21 protein-coding genes and 1 pseudogene are annotated in these 24,444 nt (G+C 49.7%); 10 read left to right on the top strand and 12 right to left on the bottom strand.

Annotated elements, in window-relative coordinates:
• On the bottom strand, positions 1-2,392 hold a 2,392-nt coding region (locus EJQ19_RS01320; RefSeq protein WP_478354288.1), incomplete at its 3' end, for a TolC family protein.
• Positions 2,393-2,669: 277 nt separating this feature from the next.
• Here EJQ19_RS01320 and EJQ19_RS01315 point away from each other — a divergent pair.
• Both EJQ19_RS01315 and EJQ19_RS01310 read left to right on the top strand, forming a co-directional pair.
• Complete coding sequence (locus EJQ19_RS01315) at positions 2,670-3,056, top strand: DUF4280 domain-containing protein (RefSeq protein ID WP_126139409.1); 387 nt, start codon at positions 2,670-2,672, stop codon at positions 3,054-3,056.
• Between the two features lie 30 nt (positions 3,057-3,086).
• Positions 3,087-4,787 carry an MORN repeat-containing protein gene (locus EJQ19_RS01310; RefSeq protein ID WP_126139408.1) on the top strand — a complete coding sequence of 567 codons (1,701 nt, stop codon included), beginning with the start codon at positions 3,087-3,089 and terminating at the stop codon, positions 4,785-4,787.
• Positions 4,788-4,842: 55 nt separating this feature from the next.
• On the opposite strand, the gene EJQ19_RS01305 is transcribed toward EJQ19_RS01310, so the two are convergent.
• The 5 genes from EJQ19_RS01305 to EJQ19_RS32990 all read right to left on the bottom strand — a co-directional run bounded on the left by EJQ19_RS01305 (position 4,843) and on the right by EJQ19_RS32990 (position 8,161).
• On the bottom strand, positions 4,843-5,229 hold the full coding sequence (locus EJQ19_RS01305; RefSeq protein ID WP_126139407.1) for a VOC family protein: 387 nt from the start codon (positions 5,227-5,229) through the stop codon (positions 4,843-4,845).
• Between the two features lie 602 nt (positions 5,230-5,831).
• Complete coding sequence (locus tag EJQ19_RS01300) at positions 5,832-6,467, bottom strand: DUF3221 domain-containing protein (RefSeq protein WP_338143315.1); 636 nt, start codon at positions 6,465-6,467, stop codon at positions 5,832-5,834.
• 310 nt (positions 6,468-6,777) lie between these two features.
• Positions 6,778-7,074 carry a stalk domain-containing protein gene (locus EJQ19_RS32995; RefSeq protein WP_164716256.1) on the bottom strand — a complete coding sequence of 99 codons (297 nt, stop codon included), beginning with the start codon at positions 7,072-7,074 and terminating at the stop codon, positions 6,778-6,780.
• Between the two features lie 51 nt (positions 7,075-7,125).
• Positions 7,126-7,728 carry a hypothetical protein gene (locus EJQ19_RS01290; protein ID WP_126139405.1) on the bottom strand — a complete coding sequence of 201 codons (603 nt, stop codon included), beginning with the start codon at positions 7,726-7,728 and terminating at the stop codon, positions 7,126-7,128.
• A gap of 283 nt (positions 7,729-8,011) precedes the next feature.
• On the bottom strand, positions 8,012-8,161 hold the full coding sequence (locus tag EJQ19_RS32990) for a TetR/AcrR family transcriptional regulator (RefSeq protein ID WP_420901653.1): 150 nt from the start codon (positions 8,159-8,161) through the stop codon (positions 8,012-8,014).
• Positions 8,162-8,535: 374 nt separating this feature from the next.
• Here EJQ19_RS32990 and EJQ19_RS01280 point away from each other — a divergent pair, with 374 nt between their 5' ends.
• The 6 genes from EJQ19_RS01280 (at position 8,536) to EJQ19_RS01255 (ending at position 13,517) form a co-directional block, all read left to right on the top strand.
• Positions 8,536-9,915, top strand: a complete 1,380-nt coding sequence (locus EJQ19_RS01280) for an FAD-dependent oxidoreductase (protein ID WP_126139404.1) — start codon at positions 8,536-8,538, stop codon at positions 9,913-9,915.
• Positions 9,916-9,984: 69 nt separating this feature from the next.
• Positions 9,985-10,566 (top strand): TetR/AcrR family transcriptional regulator, encoded by a 582-nt coding sequence (locus EJQ19_RS01275; RefSeq protein ID WP_126139403.1) that lies wholly within the window; start codon positions 9,985-9,987, stop codon positions 10,564-10,566.
• Positions 10,567-10,633: 67 nt separating this feature from the next.
• Positions 10,634-11,194 (top strand): NAD(P)H-dependent oxidoreductase, encoded by a 561-nt coding sequence (locus tag EJQ19_RS01270; protein ID WP_126139402.1) that lies wholly within the window; start codon positions 10,634-10,636, stop codon positions 11,192-11,194.
• Positions 11,195-11,203: 9 nt separating this feature from the next.
• Entirely contained in the window at positions 11,204-11,770 is a 567-nt protein-coding gene (locus EJQ19_RS01265; protein ID WP_126139401.1) for an SDR family NAD(P)-dependent oxidoreductase, read from the top strand.
• Between the two features lie 84 nt (positions 11,771-11,854).
• Positions 11,855-12,886, top strand: a complete 1,032-nt coding sequence (locus EJQ19_RS01260) for a zinc-binding alcohol dehydrogenase family protein (RefSeq protein WP_126139400.1) — start codon at positions 11,855-11,857, stop codon at positions 12,884-12,886.
• Between the two features lie 313 nt (positions 12,887-13,199).
• Entirely contained in the window at positions 13,200-13,517 is a 318-nt protein-coding gene (locus EJQ19_RS01255; RefSeq protein ID WP_164716255.1) for an NIPSNAP family protein, read from the top strand.
• 476 nt (positions 13,518-13,993) lie between these two features.
• Here the strand turns inward: EJQ19_RS01255 and EJQ19_RS01245 are convergent, their stop codons facing one another.
• Both EJQ19_RS01245 and EJQ19_RS01240 read right to left on the bottom strand, forming a co-directional pair.
• Positions 13,994-14,464, bottom strand: a complete 471-nt coding sequence (locus EJQ19_RS01245; protein ID WP_126139398.1) for a GNAT family N-acetyltransferase — start codon at positions 14,462-14,464, stop codon at positions 13,994-13,996.
• A gap of 166 nt (positions 14,465-14,630) precedes the next feature.
• Complete coding sequence (locus EJQ19_RS01240; protein ID WP_164716254.1) at positions 14,631-15,107, bottom strand: NUDIX domain-containing protein; 477 nt, start codon at positions 15,105-15,107, stop codon at positions 14,631-14,633.
• A gap of 770 nt (positions 15,108-15,877) precedes the next feature.
• Between EJQ19_RS01240 and EJQ19_RS01230 the strand changes: the two are divergent.
• Both EJQ19_RS01230 and EJQ19_RS01225 read left to right on the top strand, forming a co-directional pair.
• A pseudogene (locus EJQ19_RS01230) lies at positions 15,878-16,072 on the top strand (hypothetical protein); the annotation flags it as partial.
• 171 nt (positions 16,073-16,243) lie between these two features.
• The gene (locus EJQ19_RS01225; protein WP_126139396.1) at positions 16,244-16,726 is read left to right on the top strand and encodes a TspO/MBR family protein; all 483 of its coding nucleotides are present in this window, start codon (positions 16,244-16,246) and stop codon (positions 16,724-16,726) included.
• A gap of 665 nt (positions 16,727-17,391) precedes the next feature.
• Here the strand turns inward: EJQ19_RS01225 and EJQ19_RS01220 are convergent.
• The 4 genes from EJQ19_RS01220 to EJQ19_RS01205 form a co-directional block, all read right to left on the bottom strand.
• On the bottom strand, positions 17,392-20,589 hold the full coding sequence (locus tag EJQ19_RS01220) for a glycosyl hydrolase family 95 catalytic domain-containing protein (RefSeq protein ID WP_126139395.1): 3,198 nt from the start codon (positions 20,587-20,589) through the stop codon (positions 17,392-17,394).
• Between the two features lie 13 nt (positions 20,590-20,602).
• Positions 20,603-21,478 carry a carbohydrate ABC transporter permease gene (locus EJQ19_RS01215; RefSeq protein WP_126139394.1) on the bottom strand — a complete coding sequence of 292 codons (876 nt, stop codon included), beginning with the start codon at positions 21,476-21,478 and terminating at the stop codon, positions 20,603-20,605.
• A gap of 53 nt (positions 21,479-21,531) precedes the next feature.
• The gene (locus EJQ19_RS01210) at positions 21,532-22,506 is read right to left on the bottom strand and encodes an ABC transporter permease (protein ID WP_126139393.1); all 975 of its coding nucleotides are present in this window, start codon (positions 22,504-22,506) and stop codon (positions 21,532-21,534) included.
• A gap of 78 nt (positions 22,507-22,584) precedes the next feature.
• Positions 22,585-24,240 carry a type 2 periplasmic-binding domain-containing protein gene (locus EJQ19_RS01205; RefSeq protein ID WP_126139392.1) on the bottom strand — a complete coding sequence of 552 codons (1,656 nt, stop codon included), beginning with the start codon at positions 24,238-24,240 and terminating at the stop codon, positions 22,585-22,587.
• Positions 24,241-24,444: the final 204 nt, after the last annotated feature.

Raw genomic sequence — 24,444 nt, 5'->3', positions numbered from 1 at the left:
TGCCCGTTCCGTTGCCGGGCTCGGGCTCGGAGGCTTCCTCTGCCATGGCGGCCACCAACGCGTCGGGGTTGTTCACCAGCGCCATCTGCGCGAGCGCCGCCTGGCTGTCGCCTTTTTGCAGCGCCTCCATCATGCCGAGCTTCGCCTGCGCTTCCTTGAGCTGCGCCGACAGGCTGGCAATGTCCATCAGCTTCATCGCCGTGACAGCCGCTGCTTTGTCCTCTTCCAGCTTCAGGACGTCTTTCTTAAGCGTCTCGATCTGCTTCGCCAGTTCCTCCGGCGTCTGCGTCGAGGCAATCTCGCCAGGCTTGTCGATGGCGACCGTCAGCTTAATCGCTGCCAGCGCTGTCGGCGACAATACCGCCGAACTCGGTGGATTTGCAAGTGCGTCGCTGTCCGTTATATTATCCATACCGATCCAGGAAGCGCCCGGCGCATCCGGCTTGTACAGCATACCCTGACCGGACTCCGTCATCGTCGCCGAAGCGGCATTGAACGCCTCCGGCGTCAGCGCATCCAGATTCACTTTGAACGTGCCGATAATGACTGTGCCGAGTCCTGCTTCGGTGCCTGCTGCGTCACCTTCGCCATTATCGCCGTCACCTGTGCCTGCACCCTGACCCGCGCCAGAGCCGCCGTTGCCGGAGCCGCCGTTCCCCTCTCCTGCCGCAGCCTCACCATCCTGTGCAGGATCAACCAATTGCCCGGCGCTGCCTTTCCCTTCCAGCGGGAGCTCTATTATTTTTTTCCCTTTGGCGTAGAGTACAACTTTGAGCGAATCCGGATCGCTGAATTTCAACGCCAAATTGCGCAAAGGTTTGTTCACTTTCATCTTCTTGCCGATGCGTTTCCCATCTTTCGTGAACACCGCATACTCCGTTGCGCCAAGCTTCTTACTGACCGTTACGCTGAAATCGCTCAGCAGCGGCCCCACGGCCTGTTTGATTTTCCAAGTGCCAAGCGGCGCTTTCGGCTTCTGCGTCTTCACCGCCGACAACCCGTCATCCAAATCGTGGTACGGAATAATGCCGTCCCGATACGTTCGGCTTACTGCACCGCCCGTCGCCGTGTCCAGCTTGCCGATTGCCAGCATGTACCCGATCTGCGCGAGCTGGATACTTTGCTCAGCCTGCGTGACCGCGTCTTTGAACGACTGTAGCTCGTCCTGCTTGATCAGGCTCAGCTTCGCTTTCTGATTGGCCTTCGCCAATTCATCGACTGCGCGGTCCCGATCGCGTAAAGCCTGTGCGTACGTCTCCTCGGTGCCTTTTGCCTCGAGGAACGCCCCTCGAATGTCCGCGATAACGGCGGTACGGCTGTCTTTTTCCTGCTGCGTTGCCTTGCCCTGCTCGATCGTGGCGATGGGCAGCGCATTGTGGAGGTCGTCCAAATACCGCAGGCCGTCAAATTCCCCTTGCAGCAGCGATTTCGGGATGGGAATAAAGCCGAGCAGCCAAAAATACCCCTGCCAGTCCTGCTTCACCTGCGTAAGTGTTGCGTCATAGCTGCTTTGAAACAAATCCATGTCGATATCCGGGTTCTTGTACATGGCCTCCATCACCCGCATGCGGGCAGGGCCAAATTTCGAGCTGAGCAGATCTTTGGTCACATTCAGCTTCTCGTCCGCCAATCGGCGCGATTCCGTATCTTTGAGCAAAGACAGCGTCGTCTTCTGGCCCCGATCGATCAAAGCTGGCAGCGCCGCCTGATTCAAATTCGCCCAAAACGGCCGAAACTCCAGCGCCACCGGATTCTCCATATCGAGCTGCAGCAGCTTGCCCAGTGCAAGCCGACTCGCTTTGGCTGTCAATTGCGCCTGTTTGTAATTCGAGTTCGCCTCTTCCAGCGCCTTTTCCGCTTTATCCTGATCCTCGGGGCTTGCCAGGTTGTACTTACGCTTCGTCCGAACGCCGTCCAGCGCCGCTTTCGCTTGCTCCAGCTTCGTGCGGGAGCGCCCCTCCGCCGACAAATCCTGATAAGCGGTCAGGTACGCTTTCTCCACTTCGTAGCCGACATTTGTCGCAGTTTGCCGAAACGTTTCCCGGGAAATAAATAGCTGGGACCGCGCGTCCGGCACCTTCATTTTGACGCTCATGTCCTGGTTTAAATTATGTGCTTTGGCAAACAGCCCCTGCGCCTTGGCTTCTTCGCTTTTCACGGCCTGCTGCGCCTGTTCCAGCTCCAGCTGCTTCTTAAGAATGTCGTTCTTCGCATCGCGCATTTGCGCACTGACTTTGACGCCGCGTTCCATGGCTTCTTTCAGCGTCAGCGACTTGACCGAAGCGGCCTCCGCCCGCAGGCCGGCAGGCAGCAGCGAAGCCGTCCCCAGGACGAGCGCCAGCCCTATTTTAAACACATGCAATCTCTTCAGAACGAACCCCTCCGCTCGCATCAAACCTTCCTCTTAATAGTACAATATCTTACACACTCTCGCATCCATTCTTTGGAGAAAAATATCGAATCAAATCGAATGCAGGTTTGGATTGCCGCTCTACCTCTTTTCTAGTAGTATAAAAGTAATAGTAGACGCGAAATCTGACGGAAAATAGTCTCAAGTCATGTCCGCTATGTTTCTTCCAACCACTGACACATTCCGCAAAATAGACGCGCATCTTCACGATATTTCGCTTTACGCCCAGCTACTCGTATTTGAAGGGAGACTTTCTGCCATGGGAAATCTAGTCTGCGGCGGTGCCATGCTGCAATGCACGTTCGGGGCCGCGCCCAGTTCGCTGATGGTGCTTCCCGCCAACAAAGTGCTGACCTCGATGCCGATCGCCAATATCATGGATAACAAGCCGATGGCGAACATTTTGCCGTTCGGCATGTGCAACTCGCCGGCCAATCCGACCGTAGCCGCCGCAACCGCCGCCGCTTTCGGCGTGCTGACGCCGATGCCCTGCGTCCCCGTCACGGCTGCGCCTTGGATGCCCGGCTCACCGACCGTACTGGTCGCCAACATGCCGGCGCTCAACAACACGTCCAAGTGCATGTGCAACTGGGGCGGCGTCATTCAAATTCAACAGCCCGGTCAGATGACCATTCAGGTGCCTTAGCGCATTTACCCCATTTTAGGAGTGAACATTGTGGAGATCCAGCCGATCAAAACCCTTGAAAAAGTGCTCAAGCCCGTCGTAGCGCCTTTCATCGGGCAAGTCATGAAGGCCATATTGACCGTCGGCAGGCTGCCGAAGATGGCCATTCAGAAATTCCAGCAGGTACTGCGCAAAATTCTCGTTACCCGCGAAACGTCGCTGAAAAACTATGTACTGATCGGCTCTTACTACATCTCCAAGCGACTCCTTCTCGGCATCGTGCTGCTGATTCTTGTGCTGTTGTTTTTTATTTTTGTGCGGCCGCCTGCCATCGTGAACAAGTGGCTGCACCGCGTCACGGTTCTGCAGGAGGACACGACGAAGCTGGCCAGCTTCTCGGGCACAGGCAAGGTCGTCGATACCCAGAAAGCGTCGCGCTATGTCGGCGATCTCGTCGACGGCGTCTACGCCGGCAAAGGTAAGCTGTATTATCCGAACGGCAAACTGGCGTATGAGGGCGATTTTGATAAGGGGCAGCGGGCGGGCCAAGGCTCGGCCTACGATGAACTGGGGCATCTGCTCTACACAGGCGCTTTCGCCGGCGATCAGTATAACGGTGCGGGCACGGCGTACGACGCGAATCAAAAGGTTTTGTACATCGGCGAGTTCCAAAATGGCAAGTACGGCGGCGCCGGCAAGCTGTTTGCGGCTGGCGGCGATGTCGTCTATGACGGCGCGTGGAGCGGCGGCCTGTACAACGGGGCTGGCAAGCTCTTCTCCGCGGGCGGCATCGTCAAGTACGAGGGTGAATTTGCAGCGGGGCAGTATAACGGGGCCGGCAAATTGTTTGATGCCAAAGGACTGCCGGTGTATGAAGGCGGCTTTAAAAACGGCGTCTATTCCGGGGACGGTACGGAATTTGGCGCGAACGGCCTGATGAAATATAAAGGCCAGTTTTTGGTCGGGACGTACAACGGCGAAGGCACGTTGTTCGATGACAAGAGCGTGCCCCGCTTCAAGGGCACGTTCGTCAGCGGCACCCTGAACGGTGCCGGGGAAGCGTACGACGAGCTCGGCAAGCTCGTCTACAAGGGCGATTTCAAGGCCGGCGTCTATGACGGCCTCGGTACGTTGTTTGACGCAGACGGCGCGCCGCTGCTGCGGAGCTTCTGGGCTGGCGGGCAGGCCAGCCTGCAGGGGTTCCTCGGTTTGTCCAGCAAGAAAGTCGAAGACTTGCTGGGCAAACCGGAGGAAGTGACGCTGCAGCCGGACAGCGTCACGCTCGCGGGCCAGGAGGCGCCTGCGGACGCCTCCGGCGGGTTGTCGTCAGCAGCCGCAGGCGCTGACGGGGGTTCGCCCGCCGCCTCTGGGGAGGCGGGCGGTGCGGGAGCCGCCGCCGGTGGGGCGGCAGCGGCGGTTCCGGCAGCAGCCAGCGTGAAGCTGCTGCTGAACTACCCGGCCTACCAGATGTCCCTGCTGGTAGAGCCGTCGAAGACGAACCCCAAAGAGGCCGTGGTCACGTCCCTGGCCCTTTGGGGCTCGAAGCCGCTCGCGTTGCTGCAGCCGGCGATCGAGACGTTCAAAAAAGTAACCGAGCCGAACGAGGCCGGTTACAATGTGCTCGAGCTCGGCGTCGGCGCTGGATCGGGCGCGTACACGAACTCGTATTACAAGGGTGACTACGTGTTCACCTTGACGCATTTTGATTCCGTGAAAGAAGCCCACCTGCTGCAGGTGAGCTCGACGAAATAAAGCGAGCCGCCCCCTTTCCGATGCGAAAGGGGGGCGGCTTTTTAAAATTATTAAGTTAACGTTCGTCGTCCCTCAGCTCAAGAAATTCAAGACGATTGCCGAATGGATCATGCAAATAGAAACGTTTTACCCCTTCATCTGTTCTTGCATCATCTTCTATTACTTGAGCATTATTTCGTAGTAAGTAGTCCCGCAACGAATCGATATTCTGAACATAAAATGCGGGATGAGCTTTTGTAGCAGGAACAAAGTCCTTTTGAACACCAATGTGCACCTGATGAATGCCGCATTGAAACCAGACTCCACCGCGCTTTCTTAAGTTTTCAGGCTTAGGAATTTCTCTCCAACCAAGCAAGTCAGCAAAGAAATCCTTTGCTATGAGTTCGCAACCTTCAGGAGCAGCCAATTGAATATGATCAATCCCTAAAAAATTAAATAACATATTACCACCCCACTTTGTTCCATTAGGTGAAACTACGTTTCACTTAATGAATTCATTTTACATTATGGTTCATTATAAATCCATCAATATCTCCAAAAAGAGCAGCTTCCGGCTACGGTTATATGGAAGATTGGAAAAGAAGAACAAGTTTCTTTACCTTTTCAAGCCAATTCATATCCTCCATAAGTCCATTTGAGAGTTTAACGGTAATATGAGACTCCACAGGAGTCCGTATGAAATTCCACTATATTGTGTTTTTTTCAAATACTATACCAATTAATTGTTCAAATTCTTTCGGCTCTTCTTTAATATAATTTTCGAAGCATACTCAGAAACTTGCAATAGTTCCAACTCCAATTTCATGAATTATTGCCCAATTTCTTAAATCCATGATAGGTTCAAGTAAACTATCCTTTTCCATAATTGCGCTAACGTGTCCCGTTAGCTTAAACCTTGCTCCCAATGTTAAATACTCTCTGTTCTTTTTATATCCTGGAAAAAAGATACTTATTTTTATAATATTTCTGACTGTTAGTTCAAAGAAACAAGGAGCAGATGACCGCCGCGGCGAGTTACTTGAATGAGAAAAAAGGAGATCCTTTCTAATCAGGAATTTCAATCAATTGTTCCTGTTCTTGAGTATTTAACTTTCCATTTTTGAATCGAATTTGCCATTTATCCGTAATTTCATCATATTTAACTTCTTTGATTACAAATATCATAAAATCAGAATAAGCCTGCGTATTTATTGCCTTTTCGATAACCTGCTCTTCCAATAATGTGGCATTTTTAGGTTTTTCACTTGTTATGAAGGATATCTTAGCACTCCTAGCCTGACCAGGATATGAAGTAAGAACCCCACCTTGAAACCAAACTTGTACCTGTTGACCAACTTTAACTTCATTAGGTACATTTGAAACCCATACTGCATCGTAAAATTCTTTAACTCCACCTGTAGAACTAAAATCTTTTTGTTCGGAACTTACAACAAGAATTCTATTGTTCTCTACTTTAGTAATGTATCCTTGTATATTAGGAATTCCAGCGTTAGCATTTTGATCAATAAAGATTGTTTTTGACTGTTCTTGATATCTCACTGTTGCATCCATATTTTCTGCTATAAATCGAACAGGTACATAAGCATGACCTTGGTGGTTCAATGTTGTGTATTCACTATTGTCTATCTCTTTGCTTACTCCATTAAATACAAATTTAACAGGAAATAGATATGCCTGAATTGAATCAGAAGCATAAACACCAATTGTTGCAGTTAAACCTATACCAAAGATTAGACCAAGAATAAACTTCTTCAGAACTCTTCACTCCTTTTTTAAGTCTTCGCTGCGCCAGCCTCAGCGTCGTAATAAAACCAGCTTTATTCGTAGATAGCATCTGTGGTTGAGCCGTTTTCGTATAAATAGTTCACGTGAATCCAGTTATCTTTTTTGTACCATAATACACTTCTTTCAACCTTGCCTTCATTAGACCAATAAATGAAAATCTGAGCTTTAATGTCTCCTTGTTCAAGACCCTTAACGTCGATTCTGTTTAAATCATCATATTTATAACCATGGATTGGGGATATATCATATCTCCAAACCGCTTGTTGTGAATCATCAATTGTTCGTTTTCGCTCGGTTCGCCTAAAACACCTTTTACATAATTTCTGTCCACTCCGTTAGTTATGCGGTATTGGACCAACCAAACCTTTTTTGTTACTTCGTCAACGTTAGATGGCTCATTCATAATCGATACCACATTGTCTTTGCCTGAATACCTTATCCCAAAACCCAAGCTTTCTGCTACAAAACGTACAGGTACGTAAGCATGACCGTTATAGTTCAATACCGTATATATTCAAACCATCACTCCCTTTGCTTAAACTATATTTGCAACTTATTTCTTTCTCCAAATATTTTTATAAAGATCAGCAATTATTAGTTCGACTATACCAGCATGCTCGATCGGATTATTTTCATGTTGTTCGTCATCCAAAAAGAAGATGAAAGAAAAACAGTCTCCATCCTTATAATTTAAACCACATTGACCCGTTGCATTAGCAATGTATGTTTTACCTTCGTAATCAACTGTCATTTTTGCAGTCGTGATCATAGTGAAGGAATTGTCGCTGTTCGTCTCATGACGAACACCTGAAATGAGTGAAGCAGCTGCTAAAGAATATTTTCCACTTGATCTAAACTCAATTTCATATCCATTTTCATGTGTTCTCTGAAACCATGAGACGAATATCCTATGATCGCCATCATTATATATCTCTTCACCAATGTTATTTTCTAAATCAGACAAATTAACTTTAAGTGAATATTTCCCTTCTACAAAATGTCCATTTTTATCAGTAAAATCCTTAGTATTGTTTGCGATAAAAGACATTCCACAAGACCATAAGCCAAATAATCCTGTTGCCCAAAGAACAATAACCGTAATAGCAGAAAGAAATCCAAAGGTAATAAAAACTTGTTTAGTTCCTTTAGCTTTCATTTTCCCTCCCCACACCGAAAACGGTTTATAAATAATTCCATAATAACTCATACGTGAAATATATTGGAATGTTGCTCTAACAATCTAAGTTACTTTAACGAAAGTAGGGAGCAACTGCCGTTGGCTAGCTGCTCCCTTCTTATTACACTATCGTGTCCCTTTAGCTTAATAACTCTACTTTCGAATGAATTTCAATTACCTCGGCCTCTGCAACCTTTCTGGAGCCTTCCATAAAGTATCCACTGACTCCAATCCTTATTTTTATTAATGTGGACCATTTTCCTCATTTCAGGAATAGCGTCGTAAAGAGCGTCTCTTTATTTCCAAAGTAAATGAAGATCATATTCTTGTTGCATCCTGCATTCTTGGCTATTCGTTCCACCCGTGCACCGGCAATGCCATAGGAAGAGAACTCCTCCATTGCCGCTTCCAAAATACGTTAACGTGTGGCTTCAGCATATCTCATTGCGTTTTCAACCGATCTTCTTCATACATAAATGAATTCTTATCTTAATATCATTGGGGTTGTAGTTCAATTGTTGAGCGACGGCTGCCGGTCATAGTGAAAATAATGCTTCCGTCGTTGTGCTATCGGGCCAATTACTGATTAAGGGATCTTACGCTGTTTTTCGAGAACGGACAGTAAAAAAATAATTCTTTACCGATCGTTCCCGAAATGTTAGGATGAACTTACAGGAAAAACAAACCATCCCCTCTCGAGAATGATCGTTCCCAAATACGCTATTCTATTCGTGTAAGGAGTAATCAATGTCTTGGTCTAATTTTTAATGCGGAGGTGATCAAAACATGAAGCATCAAACTGATGCCCTTATCATTGGATTCGGTAAAGCCGGAAAAACACTGGCCCCTTTTCTCGCCCAACAAGGACTGAAGGTTATCGTAGTAGAACGGTCCGCGCACATGTATGGCGGTACCTGCATTAATGTAGGCTGCATTCCGACGAAAGCACTGGCTCAACAAGCTCATCTGGCTGCACAGCAAGGGATTCGCGATCGGGCGGTACGACAAGAGCTGTATGCCCAGGCCATCCGAGAGAAGGATGAATTGGTTTCTCTGCTGCGTAACAAGAACCTAAGACTGGTGCAGGATCAACCTGGCGTAACCGTAATAACAGGGATCGCTTCTTTTGAAACTGCGCATCTGGTAAGGGTCGAAACAGAACTGGGCAGCCTGCTTGTGGAAGCCGACAGGATCTTCATCAACACAGGCGCAGTGCCGGTTATTCCCGCCATACCAGGCATTGAGAGCAGCAAGGTATATACAAGTGCTGAAATATTGGACCTCGCCAAGCTGCCTGAACGGCTGGCCATAATTGGCGGCGGATATATCGGCTTTGAGTTTGCTTCAATTTTCGCCGGTTTCGGTACTCAAGTCACGATTTTCGAACAAGGCGAGCTCTTCCTGCCAAGAGAGGATCAAGATATTGCGGCAGAGGTTCAGAAGGTGCTCGAGCACAAAGGAATCCGAATACAGCTGCAGACCGGTGTAACCCAAATGGAAGACCACGAAGAAACAGGGCTCATCCTTCATTTATCCTCATCCAACCGTTCGGAGGAATGGAAGGGCGATGCCGCGCTAATCGCAACGGGGAGAAAGGCCAATACGGATGAATTGAACCTTGAAGCAGCTGGCATCAACAAAACGGCGCGCGGATTCATTCAGGTTGACGAGAAATTGCAGACGAACCAGCCGCATATCTGGGCACTAGGGGACGTGAATGGAGGACCGCAATTTACGTATATCTCCCTGGATGATTACCGGATTGTGAAGGACCAATGGTTCGGTAGCGGACACCGTACCACGCTGGACCGGAAGTTCGTGCCCTATTCGGTATTCATCGATCCGCCGTTGTCTCATGTTGGATTAACAGAGAGCGAGGCGCTGAAACAAGGTTATCACGTCAAGGTCGCCCAATTACCCGTAACAGCCTCAACACGGGCTCGCCAGCTGAAGCAAACCGAGGGCCTTCTGAAAGCAGTCATTGACGCAGAAACGAAGCAACTGCTCGGGTTCACCATGTTTGGCGTCGAATCCAGTGAAGTGGTAAACATCGTCTCTGTGTTCATAAGGTCAGGCGAGCCCTACACGGTACTCCGCGATACGATCTTTACCCATCCTTCCATGGCTGAGCTGCTGAATGATTTGCTGAGTCTTATCCTAGACTAAGCGGGGAACGCGATCCTATTCTTTACCGATCATTCTCGTAATGGTATGATAGTGCGGGAGGTAGTTGCAATGGCCAGAAGCAAAGAATTCGAAGAAAACGTCGTCCTGGATAAGGCCATGAAGCTCTTCTGGGAGCAAGGCTACGAGAAGACGTCAATGAGTGATCTTGTCGAACATATGGGCATTCATCGTAGAAGCATCTACGATACATTCACGGACAAACGCACCTTGTACCTTAAGGCCATAGAACGGTTCGAGAGCCGTACGGATGCGAAGCTGGCAGCAGGGGTGAAGCAAGCGCAGACCGCGAAGGAAGCCCTTCAATTCATCTTTGATTTCATGAGCAAGGGGGAAGAAGGAGCGCCGCCCGGATGCATGTTTGTCAATTCAGCCGTCGAACTGGCGTGCCGGGATGAAGAAATGGATGCCAAAGCCGTGGATGCTTTCGAGAAGGTAGAGAGGCTGCTTATTGAGATCGTATACTGGGGACAGCAGAACGGCGAATTCGCGGACCGTTACGAAGCACAGGAATTGGCGGAGTATCTGCATAACGCGCTAACGGGGATAAGAGTGATGGCGCGCACTTCGGTCCCGATGGAGAAGCTTGCGCGTATTTCAACGCTGACGATGCGAACTTTAGAGAGAGAGTAAGCCCAAATTTTTTTAATCTAATTAGAATGATCATTCTCGTATAAATGAAATTAGAGGAGCGCTTTAGATGAAAACATTGATTATTGTAGCTCATCCGGATTTGCAAAACTCTCGCATCAACAGGGCATTGGCCGAAGCCGTAAGTGAGCAGCCGAATACGACGGTGCATGCGCTGTACGAGCGCTATCAGGATGGCCGAATCGATGTCGCCTATGAACAAGGGCTGCTGGATCGCCATGACCGGATTGTTTTTCAATATCCGCTCTACTGGTACAGCACGCCTCCGCTTCTCAAGCAGTGGTTCGATGAGGTATTGGCTTATGGCTGGGCGTTCGGTCCAGGCGGCGAGCACCTGAAAGGCAAGGAGATCGGGATCGCCATCTCGACTGCAGGTACCTCCGCATCCTATCAGCAATGTGGCTATAACCTGTTCCCGATTCGGGATATCGCCAAACCGATGGAGGCGCTCGCCAACTACGTAAGTGCTCATTATCTGCCTCCTTTTGCCATCCATAACGTGAACCATTTGACGGATGAGCAGGTTGCCGAAGGCAAGGCCGCTTACGTACGGCATCTCGAAGATATCCGTCATGTGAAGACAGCCGATTTGATCACGATTAACAAGTAATACCCAACTATTCTGAAGGAGGAAAAGCTGCGTAAGGAAGGAATTAAGGCGATTGGCGTTGAGCTGGAAGTGACGAATACGGCGCATATCGCCGCACTGTCGGCGTGGATCGGCAGCACCTACGGTCGCTTGGATATTCTCGTGAACAATGCAGGCATATGGGCAGAAAAAGGCGAATACGAAGGAGACTCATTCCGCGATACATTCGAGGTCAATACATTCGCGCCCTACCACATTACGCAAACCCTGCTGCCGCTGCTCCTAAAGAGCGACGCTAGCCGACTCGTGAACCAGAGCAGCGCCTTGGGCTCCATCGGGTTCATGCTCTCCAATGAATTGGCACAGCGTATTGCCACCCCAGCCTATGCGGCGTCCAAGGCGGCATTGAATATGCTGACAGCCTACTGGGCCCAGCGATCACAAGGAACCAATCTGAAGGTAAGCGCAGTGCATCCCGGCCTGGTCAAAACCCAAATGGGCGGCGACAAGGCGGAGCTGACCGCTGAAGTAGGGGCGAAAACGGCCGTACGTCTGGCGACCGTGCCGGAAGATGGCCCAACGGGCGGCTTCTATTAAATGGATAACCAGCTTCCATGGTAAATCCCCGCTGCTGACGCAGTATTTTGAACCAAAAACAACAACTAAAGGAGGGAATAAAATATGTCGCAAGAATTGATGAAAGCTGTAGGGCTGTATAACTATCTTCCAATCGAAGATACCAACTCGTTGGTGGATGCCGTAATCGAGAAGCCGGTTCCAACGGGAAAGGATCTGCTCATTAAAGTGGAGGCTATCTCGGTCAATCCCGTAGACACCAAAGTAAGAGCGCCCAAGGACCGCGTCGAAAGTCAGCTGAAGGTATTGGGGTGGGACGTAGCGGGTGTGGTGAAGCAGGTCGGTCCGGAGGTCACCTTGTTCCAGCCCGGAGACGAAGTTTTCTATGCCGGCAGTATCGTACGCCCAGGCGGCAACAGCGAGTTTCACCTTGTCGATGAACGCATCGTCGGTAAGAAGCCGTCCCGTATCGATTTTGCTGAGGCTGCAGCCTTGCCTTTAACTGCGATTACGGCATGGGAAGGGTTGTTTGACCGCTTGGGCATCTCGCACGATCAAGCCCGAAATAAAGGCAAGTTGATCCTGATTATCGGAGCGGCAGGCGGCGTGGGATCCATTGCCGTGCAGCTAGCTCAACATGTCGGTCTAACCGTCATCGGAACCGCCTCCCGCCCGGAATCGATGGCGTGGGTGAAGGAGAAGGGCGCGGATCACGTCATTAATCATTACGAATCATTCAAGCCACAGCTCGAAGCGATCGGATTTCAAAATGTCGATTACGTATTCTGCTTGAACCGTACAGAGCAGCACTGGAGGAATATGGCTGAGGTCATTGCGCCGCAAGGAAAAATCTGCTCGATCGTCGAGACGAAAGAGTTGCTAGATCTGACCTTGCTTATGGATAAGAGCGCCACCTTCGTATGGGAGTTCATGTTCACCCGCTCGAAGTATCAGACGGACGATATGATCGAGCAGCATCACCTACTGAATGAAATCGCGAAACTCGTGGATCAAGGGATCCTCGGAACGACCGCTGCAGAGAAGTTAAGTCCTATCAACGCCGAGAATTTACGCGAGGCGCACCGTCTTCTGGAAACCGGTCGGACCGTGGGTAAAATCGTGCTTGAACGTTTTTGATAGATGGAAACTAGCCATTCTGGGAGTAGTTTTCGGCTAACTGCCCCATCATTCACAAATATATTTATCATTTACTCGGATTACTCTGCCGTTATTTCAATAGAACAGAAAGCAGCGCCGCTGTGGCCTGCTCCCTGTTCTGGTTGAGCTATCGTTAAAAATATGCCTCTTCATTCATGGCTGGAGATAAGCAGATTATCTCGTTCCAATTACCCTCTTGTCCACGCGTTATTTATATTGCCTTCCCATTAAAATTCAGCTACTGTAAGAGCAGATTACACAAAACAGGATTAATGAAAGCGAGGAAATGGTCATGCTGTACGAGCTGCGTATTTATACGATGTACGAGGGTAAAATGGAAGCCATTCAACAGCGTTTCAGCCAGCATACGCTCATGATCTTTGAGCGGTTGGGGATAAAAGTAACCGATTTCTGGATCGATCAAACCGGCCTTTCGAAGCTGTATTATGTATTGGCATATAAAGATATGGACGAACGTCAGAAAATTTGGGGTGCATTCCGGCAAGATCCCGAGTGGCTCGAGGTGAAGCGTAAGTCTGAAGAGGATGGGCCGATTGTTGAAAATATCCAAGAGATTTTCATGAATCGCGCTTCATTTTTCACACCGTAGATCAGTGTTCTATCCGATGCTAGCAAAGGTTCGTGTGCGCTGCCTCAATTATTTGATTTTTGTGATGGTTGTCGTGGTCGTTAAATTCGTGAATGATGTAAAGCAAAGAATATGGTGTTCCCGTGTGAGGACAAGTCGAGCAGACTAGCTTTAGAAACTACCGATCTCGCATATTCGTAAGCTATTTGGTTAAACGAATCGAAGTCCGGGAATATCATGCCTTCGTCATTTTTAATCGCCGGGATAATTACCGAGATAAGGTAATTATCCCAGTTCTCAAGGTGTGGAATGATTTCTCCGGTTGATGCTTTTCCTTCAGATAGCGGTTGCAACCAAATGCTCTCGTGTAGATCATTCAGGGTATCCGTCCACTGTGTAAATTCTTTATATCTAAGAATCGTATTTTTTCCAAGCTAACAACCATATTGGAATCCCCATTTCAACTATAGTGTCCCGTTAATTCGAAACCATAATATCTATAAAAATGACATATATACACCCTTACCCTTTATTAATTTAAATCCAAGTTGCTTATACAAAGTACGAGCAGGGGCATTATCATCGTCTGTTTCGAGCTGTAATCGTGCGGCATTATTAGCACTAGCTAGATTAATGGCATGCTCCATTAGCTTTTTGCCAACGCCCTTCTTTCTATGCTTCGATGATGTATATAAAGCCTCTATACGCAATATTGGGTAACCTTTGCTAATGGAGAAGCTCCAGGAGAGGACGATGAAGCCAATATAATCATGATCCTGCTTAGCTAAATAACAATAAGATGAGACGTCTTTAATAAACCTATTTAAGACTTGTTCACATAGTTCTAGTTGCTCTGGTGATGGAGCTGATTCGTCCACTCCATTGGAAGAAGAATTTAAGTAACCAGCTAACAGGCATTTTACTTTAGGAATATGAGAGTCATCGAGGGGTATGATTTCTATATTCAATAAATTCCCTCCCGCACAATATTAAACTTTACCATTAATAATTCATGAAATAATCTTAGTCTCCTCCCTTTACCTCAAATGAAAAGGGAGCATCTGCCAGCCGCGGCAATCTGCTCCCTAATTATTCAACTATAGTCTCCTGATAACTTAGTGCCTCAATTGAATTTCAAGCTAAAACTTCATATTTTGTCCAGCTATTGTTAGCTTGCACTGTTTTATGCAGTTGACGCAATCCTTTATTATTCGAACGATGTGCGATAATCATTTCTTTCGTTAAATGGATTACCAATGGATCTCGCAGAGCTTCTTCTACAGGTATGAATCTAGCTTCATCAACCTCATAACCATCAATACTAACAGTACCTGAAGTTACTTCCATTTCAAATACTAAGTATATTCCGTGTTCACTACCATTATGAATAGCTCTAATCCCATCTCTTACACCAATAAGGCTTTTTACTTCAGCAGTCAGTCCACTTTCTTCTTTTACTTCTCTTATTGCGGCTTCCTGAAATGTTTCCCCTTCGTCTACAAAACCTCCTGGAAGCATCCAGCGCCCTTTATTGGCTCCATAAGTAACTTTTACAAGAAGAACATTGTTATCTTCGACAATTAAACCAGCTGCAGTACAAAAGACATTCATCTCCTCACCTCCGTTAACCACTTTATGGTAATTATAAAACATGCCATTTATAGTGTTAAAAAGAACCTATCATTTTATTTGAATTACCTATAACAAAAGTAGGGGCTATTATTAAGCTGCCCTTTAGCGACGAGGAAAAGGCAGCCGATCATCATGGACGGCTGCCCCGGTGTCTTTATTCAGCTAACGTTTCCCGTTCGTTCAATGAATCACTGTTCCTTGAGCCGGTTATTGTCCGGTAATAATGTTTATATTTGCTTGAATGTCTTTTTGCAAGAATGCTTTCGCTTCATCATCTCCTGCTAGCTGCAGCATAATAGGCACATTTACATGACTTGCTATGACTGAAAATGTTAGGAATGGACTGCATTTTCGCTAAACTGTATGACAGCAAGCCACTGGTATCTCTTTTTTTATATCCATTAAGCTCCATTCATTTGGCAGGAATTGCATTTACACCCTGGTCGCATACAAGATGATCCATTTGCTTTTCGTCTTTGATAAATCACAATGCCTACTATCAGAGCGTTGGGAACAGATGGCAAAGCAAAACGCTCTCAACTTGAAGAGCGAAAGAGGCAACTTAATTTTATGATACAGATACTAGACAGTGGACTAAGCTGCAAATGCCTTACATGGTCAGAATGCTTGGATAAAATAGAAAACAAAGGTTCGTGTTAGGGGATTATTATGTTGATGGCAATATTTATTTTTTGTAATTAATTCAGTTACTTCATCGAATAGTAAGGAGTTGATCGAACATGCAACACACAATAAGACTAAGCCAAAAAACTTTGTCGATCATCAAACAAAACGTAACATTTTCCTTGGGCATCAAGCTACTGGCCCTGGTACTGATCATTCCCGGTTGGCTGACCTTGTGGCTTGCGATTTTGGCTGATATGGGGGCTACTTTGATTGTGACACTTAATAGCTTACGATTGTTAAAAGTGAAAAAGAGATAACGCTTAGGCCGCCTGTAAGGCGGCTTTTTACTTTTATTCGCTTATTTGAGTTACAACTATCCTGCCTTTACGTAGAAATACTAAAATTTTATAGTAACAGGTTATCCTTTTTAGTCAAAGTAAATCATATAGGTTAATATACTAGGATAAACAAAATGGAGGTGCTTCGATTTGTTATCGTTTATTACTGTTTTCCTTATTACTTATGCACTCTTCTCTATCTCAAGTGTTCTGTTTCCTACCGATCTGGCGTATTTTGCAAGTCTTCGTAAGCCAACATGGAGCCCTCCGCCCAAATTATTCGGCATTGTTTGGAGCATCCTCTATGTCTTGATTTCCCTGTCAATTGCAATCGTCTATACCAAAACCGACGGCTTCCAGGAAGTATCCATAGCCTACATCCTGATCTTGTTCATCAACTATATCGCGAATCAAGCCTTTACTTTTTTCGAATTTAAACTGAAAAACCTCCGTTTAGCTTTCCTGGATACCCTTGTCGTTGCTGTTACTACGTTCCTTCTGATCTACTACACGATTCCTTATTCCAAGCTAGCCGCCTGGCTGCTGGTTCCTTACTTATTGTGGTCATGTTTCGCCACTTTATTAGCCTGGTCTATCTACCAGCTGAATAAAAATTCTAGCCGTACTTTCTGAGTTTTACTGGGCCAGGGATGGCTAGGGTACAAGCGGCTCGCAGCAGCATGCCGTTCCCGGGCACGCCCAATCCAAACATGGTAATCCAGCCATTGATCTTTGGAGCCTTGATCTTCGCGAAAATTTGAGCCGTGAGAATCGCCATCCCGAGGCTAATGAGGGTGCCGTGGATCACGTCATGAGTGGCACAGAATTAAAAAACAAGCGATGGATCAGTTCCATCGCCTCGCTATCGTTCTTAAGCATAACATTCAATCAATATGATAAACTTGGACTGAGGTGATTAATAAATGCCATCAAACAAATTAATGCTGTCAGGTATTTTTCTCTTTGTATTGATGTACTACGTTCAAAACAATATGCATATTAGATTGCATCTGTTTGAAGTGATAATTCCACTTATCGGAATTATCCTGTTTATTCTTGGACTTATCACGAGGGATAATAAATAGTCAAACGTTCAATAAACGTTCTTCGTTAGCGGAATGAACTAAAGTTGAAATCGCTCTTTTATTAAGAGTGCCGTTTCTTCTGGAGTACTGTATTTCCATATTAAACCATGCTCAAAGTATGGACAATATCATAACATCACGTAGTAATCTTCAATATAAAAAGACACCTCAAGGGTGTCTTTTTCGTATCGCCGCAAAGCTATAAGCAATCCCTTACAAATACACATACCCCTTATTGACAATCAGCACATTGATCCGCCACACCATTCCCGGCAAGGTGCTGAACCGGATGCCCGCATACCCATCCTTCCTCATCGCAATCGGCAAAATATCACAAGCAAACTCGCCCGCTTGCAGCGCGCGCTCCGGCTTCCAGGTCGATTGCCCTTCCACGGCAATCTCCGTGTACGACGGCGCTTCGCTGTCGCCGGTGATGAACAGCACGTCGTATCGGCCGCGCGGCAGCTCGATGACGAACGTCGCCTCGGTCTCGCCGCCGATGAAATCCCGGCGCAGCTCGTCGGGCTCTCCGCGATCCAGCGCAACAAGCGCAGCGCTACCGGGCTCCCAGCCGATGCCAGCGCGCGCGGTGAACAGCATGTCCGGCGAGATCGGCCGGAATGTCTGCCCGAGCACGCCGCCCACGTGCATCTGCCTCGGCAGCGCCAGCTCGTAGCGCTTCTGCTGCGTCTCCGCACCGACGCCGAAATCGAGCCGATACGCCGCTAGGCGCGATTCCCGATGATTACCGGCGTAGTAATCAAACGTGAAATGATCGAGCTTGCGAAGCAGGTCGGTCTCCCCGTCTTTGCCGAGGAAAACGCGCCGGCCGGTATGCGCTTGGTGGACGAGCGGCCTCACGACTCGTGGTGTTGCTGACCCTGCGCTAGGCGGATCTGGACGCTTCGAAAAGGAAGACGCCAAACACCACCCCTCAATCTCCTCCGGCAGCAGCTCCACCTCCTGCGGATAAATCGCATAGGCCCACCCTGCCTGCGTATCCCAGGCGAGGCAATCGCCTTCCGCTGTCGCCTGCACCGTTGACCAACCAGTGCCGTTTCGGCCCCAGATTTGCACCCGTGTACCAACTGCCCAAGGGTGCCGCAGCACCGCGCGATTCCCCGCCTGGCTCACGACGTACACCCACATCGTGCGGCCCCCAACTCGCCGGGCGCTGACTTCAAAAGCACCTACCGCCAACAGCCCGCGATAAGCACACTCCTCCCAAGCCACATAAGAACGTACATTCCCATATACGAGATGCGCGTACTCCCCGGCTGGACGCTCCATCTCCGACAGCCCGTCAGGCACAGCGGGAAACACCTCGATCACCCCGCTGTAGCTTTGCAGCAGCATTTCGTTCACGGCGGCGACTAGCTCCCCCGAAGCCTCCATCATAAATGGATGGTACAAAGGCTCGTTGGTGATGTTGCAGTAGTTCATCCAACGCTCGGTTTCTTCGGCGAACAATCCATTTACCCGCAGGGACAAGTCGATGCCCTGCTCATACAGCAGCCGGAGCGCGGTGTCGCCCAAGCCCAATCGAGAGGCCACACAAGACAACCAACCGAACTGAAACATGCCGTATTCCGTGTTCTTGGCGGCGTAGCGCAATGTATTCTCGGCCCGGCGCCGCACGTCCGTCTCGCTGTACCGGTCGACTTCTCCGATCGGGTAAATCGGCATGAGCAGCGACGGATGGCGCAAATGCACTGTCGCCGGCGCCCACTCCGAGTCGAGGAACACGCCGCCGTAGCCGGGCGACTCCCCCGTCGGATACGGCGCCAGCCGTTCGGCGAGCGCCCGCCATTTGAAGGCGTCGCTCTCCGCCGCCCCGACCAGCTCTCCCGCTTCGCTTGCGATCAAGAGCAAGTACTTCACCGCCGATAGCGAGCACGTCGAATTGCGGGTGAGCGGCCCCTGCTCCGGCGAAATGTCCGGAAAAATATCCAGCCGTCCGGTCTCCGGATTTTCCTGCAGGAAGCTCTCGAAGAATCGGGCGGTCTTTCTAAAAAGCGGATAGGCTTGTTCCCGCAGAAACCCGAGATCCCCGCTGTACCGATAATAGTTCCACAGGAACTGAGCACACCACGGCCAAATAGAGAAGTACAGCGCATGCGGATAATCCCCGGCGATGCCTTCCATCCCATAAAACTGCTCTGCCATGCGCTCGGCTTCCGCCACATACGAGAGCAGACCATCGTTAAACGCCTGCGCCACTTCCAAATGGTTCGCTGTATACAGCGGCCAAAACGCCGCCTGAATGTTCACGTCCCAGTACCACATGCTGCCCCATTTGGTCGGCTGCTTGATGTCCCACAAACCGTTCAGTCCGCACGCCTGCTCGATCATCCGGCCCCCTCGGCCGCTGCTGCAAGCGATGGCGTACAAATTGATGTACCACAAATCTTCGAGCACCGGATCGGACAGCGAAACCGACGAACGCCGCCAGAACTGCGTCCAATGCTGTCGATGCGCTTCCCGCAGCATAGCTACACGTGCAAGATCTACCCCAGCCGCACGCGCCAACGCCAAACGGAGCGGATCGCCCGTTTCCTCCTCCGTTACAACTGTCGTGAGGAGCGTCACTTCTCGGCCTGCCTCGCAAAGCTCAATATGCAGGCCATCCCCATCCTCGCTGTCCAGCAACCGCCCGACAGCACCCACGATTTTCATCACCACGACAAAAGAAAAAGGAGCATGCCGCTCCCGATCCTCGCCATCCGGATAAAACGATCCCCGGTAGTAAAATGTCGTCTCGTCCTCCTGATGATAGGTCACCTGCATGTTGACGTACCGCCTGGCCGGGACCGCCAGCTCCACGGCCGGCAGCAGCCCAGGTGAAGATTGCCGAATCTCCGTCACCAGCCAATCCTCACCCTGAGCAACGAAAAAGGACGCTTCCAGCCTTTCGCCGTCTTGCCGAGGTTCCTCCTCGCCATCCTTCTCACCCACCTCAACACCCAACCGAACCTCCGCCCGCTCCACATCCAGCGAGAGCGATGAACGCGCAGCCTCCCTCAGCCCCTCGTTCACGAACAATCTTAGCTCCCCCGTCGGATAATGCGAAGTCCCGCCGGACGCCTTGCCATACTTGCGGTACATGCTCTCCGGAGACAGCGCATCTCCGTACAGAAAGATCGCCTCCTGCTGCGGATTCCGATACATCTCCAGCGCCCGCTGCCGGAGTTCCTCGAACGAATAGCCATATTGACGCTCGAAGTCTCGCCCTTCACCCTCACGAAACGCCCGACTATATCGGTTCAACTTCCGGTAATACACGTCGTAATGGTTCATCGCCATCGTCAGGCGGTTGTCCTCATAGAATACCATGCCGCCAAAATGCCCGTTCCCCAGCGGCAGCGCTTCATTCCAACCGCTGGGAGCGTTCTCGTACGTTACACCTCGCATGCTGTCACTCCTCTTATTCCTTGATGGCTCCGATTAACACGCCGTGAACGAAATATTTTTGCAGGAACGGATACAAACAGAGAATCGGCACCGTCGACACGATGATCGCCGCATATTTGATCGTCTCGCCGATTGCGTATTTATCGTCACCGCCCGTGCCGGCCGAGTACGCGTCCGTGCTGTTCTCAATGAGCAGCTCGCGCAGCACCAGCTGGAGCGGATAATCTTCACGATTTCTCAAATAGAGCAGTGCGCTGAAATAGGAATTCCAGTGTCCGACCGCATACCAGAGCACCATGACCGCCATGACCGGCAGCGAAAGCGGAATCACGATCCGGAACAAAATCGTCCAATCGTTCGCCCCGTCCATCCGTGCCGACTCTTCCAAGCTGACGGGAATGCCTTGAAACGAAGTTCGCATGATAATCATGTTAAACGTATTGATCGCACCTGGAATGATCAGCGCCCACATCGTGTTCATCATGCCCAGGTTATTCACGAGAAGGAAGGACGGCACCAGACCGCCGTGGAACACCATCGTAATGACGATGAAGAACATCAATGTATGTTTCCAATATAAACCGGGTCTCGACAGCACGTATGCGCCAATCGCCGTCATGATCAGGTTGATCGTTGTGCCCAGGAATACGTAGATCAATGTATTTTTGTAGCCTTCCGCAATCATGGGATTGCTGAATACGGCTTTATAGGCGCTTAAATCCCAACCCGCAGGCCGCCACATCAGCCCTCTGTTCTGCAGCAAATCCGTCGCGTTGCTAAACGATGCCATCAGTACGTACAGAAACGGGTACAAAGTTACTGCACAGAGCGCGAGCATCAGTGCGACATTGAAATAGCCGAAGGTTCGTTCTCCACGCGATAGTCTCATAGTTTTTCAATCTCCTTTGCCTAGCCCTGCCTGCGATGCCTGCGTGCCTTCGGCTACCATAGTTTATTCTCACTGATGCGCTTCACAACCGTGTTGGCCGTTACGATCAGGATGAAGCTGATCACCGAATTGAACAAACCGACGGCCGCCGTAAAACCATAGCTGGCTTCCAGCACCCCTTTGCGGTACACATACGTCGAAATAACGTCAGCTGTATCATACGTGAGCGGGTTGTACAAGAGAAGCACCTTCTCGCTGCCTACCGTGAGCATATTTCCCATTTGCAAAATAAACAAAATTACAATCGTCGGCATGATGCCTGGAATCGTAATATGCAGCGTCTGCTTCCAGCGGTTCGCTCCGTCCATCCGTCCTGCCTCATACAGGGTAGGATCGATGGTCGAGATCGCCGCCAGGTACACAATCGAGCCCCAGCCGATTCCCTGCCAGATGCCCGAGGAAACGAACAGGAATCGGAACCAGCCCGCTTCTTTCAGAAAATCAATCGGTTCGATCCCGAAAATGCCGATGATTTGGTTGACAAGACCGGTTCGGCTCAGAAAATCGACCATCAGTCCGGCCACGACGACGATGGAGACGAAGTGCGGCAGGTACGAAATCGACTGCACGACACGTTTGAACCGCGCTTGACGAATTTCGTTGAGCAGGAGCGCCAACACGATGGCTGCCGGGAAGCCGAACACTAAATCGTACACATTGAGGAGGATCGTATTTTTGATCAACCGCCAGAAATAAATGCCATTAAAAAAGCTCTCAAAATGCTTGAAACCAACCCACGGACTTCCCAAAATTCCCTTTGCCGGGGAGTACTCTTTGAACGCAATCTGCAGGCCATACATCGGCCCGTAATGAAAAATGAGATAATAGGCAATCACCGGAATCGCCATCAGATAAATGGCCCAGTGACGCTTCCAGTCCTTGCGGATCGTTTGCAGCCAGGACGTCTTCTGAACGTTACGGGACGGCTCCGCCCTTCGCACCCCAAGATCGCTCGCGTGCTGTGTCATAGTCAGGCCCTGCCTTTCTTCTTGCATCGCGCCGGAGGCGGAGATGAATGCTCATCTCCCGCCCCCACCGCCCTATGCTTAGCGTTTGTTGTAGCGCTCCAGCGCCGCTTGTTGAATTTTGATCGCATCCTGGATGCCCATGCTTTCAATCTTCTTCACGTATTTATCGAAGTTGTCGAGCGGCTCTACGCCCATAATGAACTTGAGCAGCATTTCGTCCTGATACGTCTGAATGTCCGTTACGAGGGATGCGAACTTGCTGCTTTCATCCTGCGTTGGCGTGACGAGCGGCATCTTGCGTTCTACGGTCGGCGCCGACCAGATTTCCAGCGCTTTCTTTTGCTGCGGGTACGCCATGTACTGCGTTTGGAAGTTGTCGCTGAGGACGAACGGCGCGCTCCATGTCGCACGGGTATATTTCGCATCGGCTTGCTGCACGGAAGTGCCCGCAGGCGGATTCAGAATTTCTGGTAGGAGTACGGCTTTCCCGTTCTCCATTTTGTAGCTTTGCCCTTCGATGCCGTAGTTGAAGAGCAGGTCGCCTTTTTCGCCGTATGCGTAATCCAGCCACTTCACCGTTTCAATCGGATTCTTGTTCGCTGTGGAGATCGCAGCCCCAACCCCGTTATAGGCAAAATCTTTCTGTCCCCAGATCGGCTTATCGCCCGCCTTCAGCACCGGATACGGAGCTGCGACGAGGTTGAAGCTTGGTTCTTTATCCTTCATCAGACCAGCATATTTCCCGATACCGCCACCGTTGAAGGAAGCTGTTGCGCCGAGCAGGCTCGTCGTCATTTTGTTATCCAGCAGCTTGTCGTTCGGCGCCGCAAAGTCTTTATCCAGCAGCCCTTCCTTGTACCATTTGTTCATCGTAGCGAGGAAGTCCTTATATTCCGGTTGAATCGGGCCGTACTTCACGACACCTTTGTCTTGGTAGAAGCTGTAGTTAATGCCCCATGCGCCCATGAACGGAGCGTCGGTCGCGAACAGGTTTTTATCCAGATAAATCGGAATTTCATCCGCTTTGCCGTTGCCGTTCGGGTCTTTCTCTTTAAAAGCTTTCAGCACCGTATACCACTCGTCAATCGTGGTCGGCATTTTCAGCCCCAGCTTGTCGAGCCAGTCCTGGCGAATCGAAGGCCCAAAGAACACGCGCACTTTGTCGTCACCGCGCAGGAATGGGAATGCGTAGATGCTGCCTTCATCGGTAGAAATTTGCTTCTTCCAATCCGGGTGGGCGTCCAGCAGCTTTTTCAGGTTCGGCGCGTACTTGTCGATGAGGTCGTTGAGCTTGACGATTTTTTTATCGGAAATCGCTTTCTCCGGACCGCCCGGGTAGCGGACGACGGCACCGCTTGTTGCGCCCCAGCTTGCTTCAATGACGTCCGGCAGATCGTTCGTCGCGATCATCAGGTTGAACTGCTCTTGCGCCTGCGGCACTTCTAATGGCGGATGCTGGAATGAGACTTTCACGCCGGTGATTTTCTCCAGCTCTTTGTACATGCCCATGTCAGCGTACGATTTCATTTGTGAGGAAGCGGCCGAATGATTCGGTACCCAGTACGTGAGCTGAGACAATTTCGGCGGCTGCGATTCTTTTGCTGCGGCCGTCGAAGCGGCTGAGGAGCCTGCCGGTGTAGCCTTACTTCCGTTATCGCTGCTGCATGCGGCAACCGAAATCGCGAGTAGTGAAACGACAAGAACAGAACCTGTTTGTTTAAGATGCTTCTTCATTGGTTGGTTTGCCTCCCTTTAGTTTGCGTGCTGCGGAACTGTATGCTGCGGTAAGCGTTGCTGCCGTGTCTGGTTCCCAGTGTAGCTCCCCGAAACGAGCCTGAATACTCTCTAGTTTTCACATCCGCCGACGTTTCGTAAGAAATGCCCTTCAGCAGAAAACGAATCAGTGCCACATTAAAAATCGTCAGTTGCTTTTCTGAA

The sequence above is a fragment of the Paenibacillus whitsoniae genome (assembly GCF_003955665.1).
GTDB classification, from domain to species: Bacteria; Bacillota; Bacilli; order Paenibacillales; family NBRC-103111; genus Paenibacillus_E; species Paenibacillus_E whitsoniae.
This window is presented reverse-complemented; position numbering and strand designations above follow the sequence as displayed.

Coding starts and splice junctions, on each gene's coding strand:
- EJQ19_RS01315 (WP_126139409.1), top strand. CDS start 2,670: ATGGGAAATCTAGTCTGCGGCGGTGCCATGCTGCAATGCACGTTCGGG.
- EJQ19_RS01305 (WP_126139407.1), bottom strand. CDS start 5,229: ATGTTATTTAATTTTTTAGGGATTGATCATATTCAATTGGCTGCTCCT.
- EJQ19_RS01290 (WP_126139405.1), bottom strand. CDS start 7,728: ATGAAAGCTAAAGGAACTAAACAAGTTTTTATTACCTTTGGATTTCTT.
- EJQ19_RS01280 (WP_126139404.1), top strand. CDS start 8,536: ATGAAGCATCAAACTGATGCCCTTATCATTGGATTCGGTAAAGCCGGA.
- EJQ19_RS01275 (WP_126139403.1), top strand. CDS start 9,985: ATGGCCAGAAGCAAAGAATTCGAAGAAAACGTCGTCCTGGATAAGGCC.
- EJQ19_RS01270 (WP_126139402.1), top strand. CDS start 10,634: ATGAAAACATTGATTATTGTAGCTCATCCGGATTTGCAAAACTCTCGC.
- EJQ19_RS01260 (WP_126139400.1), top strand. CDS start 11,855: ATGTCGCAAGAATTGATGAAAGCTGTAGGGCTGTATAACTATCTTCCA.
- EJQ19_RS01255 (WP_164716255.1), top strand. CDS start 13,200: ATGCTGTACGAGCTGCGTATTTATACGATGTACGAGGGTAAAATGGAA.
- EJQ19_RS01240 (WP_164716254.1), bottom strand. CDS start 15,107: ATGAATGTCTTTTGTACTGCAGCTGGTTTAATTGTCGAAGATAACAAT.
- EJQ19_RS01220 (WP_126139395.1), bottom strand. CDS start 20,589: ATGCGAGGTGTAACGTACGAGAACGCTCCCAGCGGTTGGAATGAAGCG.
- EJQ19_RS01215 (WP_126139394.1), bottom strand. CDS start 21,478: ATGAGACTATCGCGTGGAGAACGAACCTTCGGCTATTTCAATGTCGCA.
- EJQ19_RS01210 (WP_126139393.1), bottom strand. CDS start 22,506: ATGACACAGCACGCGAGCGATCTTGGGGTGCGAAGGGCGGAGCCGTCC.
- EJQ19_RS01205 (WP_126139392.1), bottom strand. CDS start 24,240: ATGAAGAAGCATCTTAAACAAACAGGTTCTGTTCTTGTCGTTTCACTA.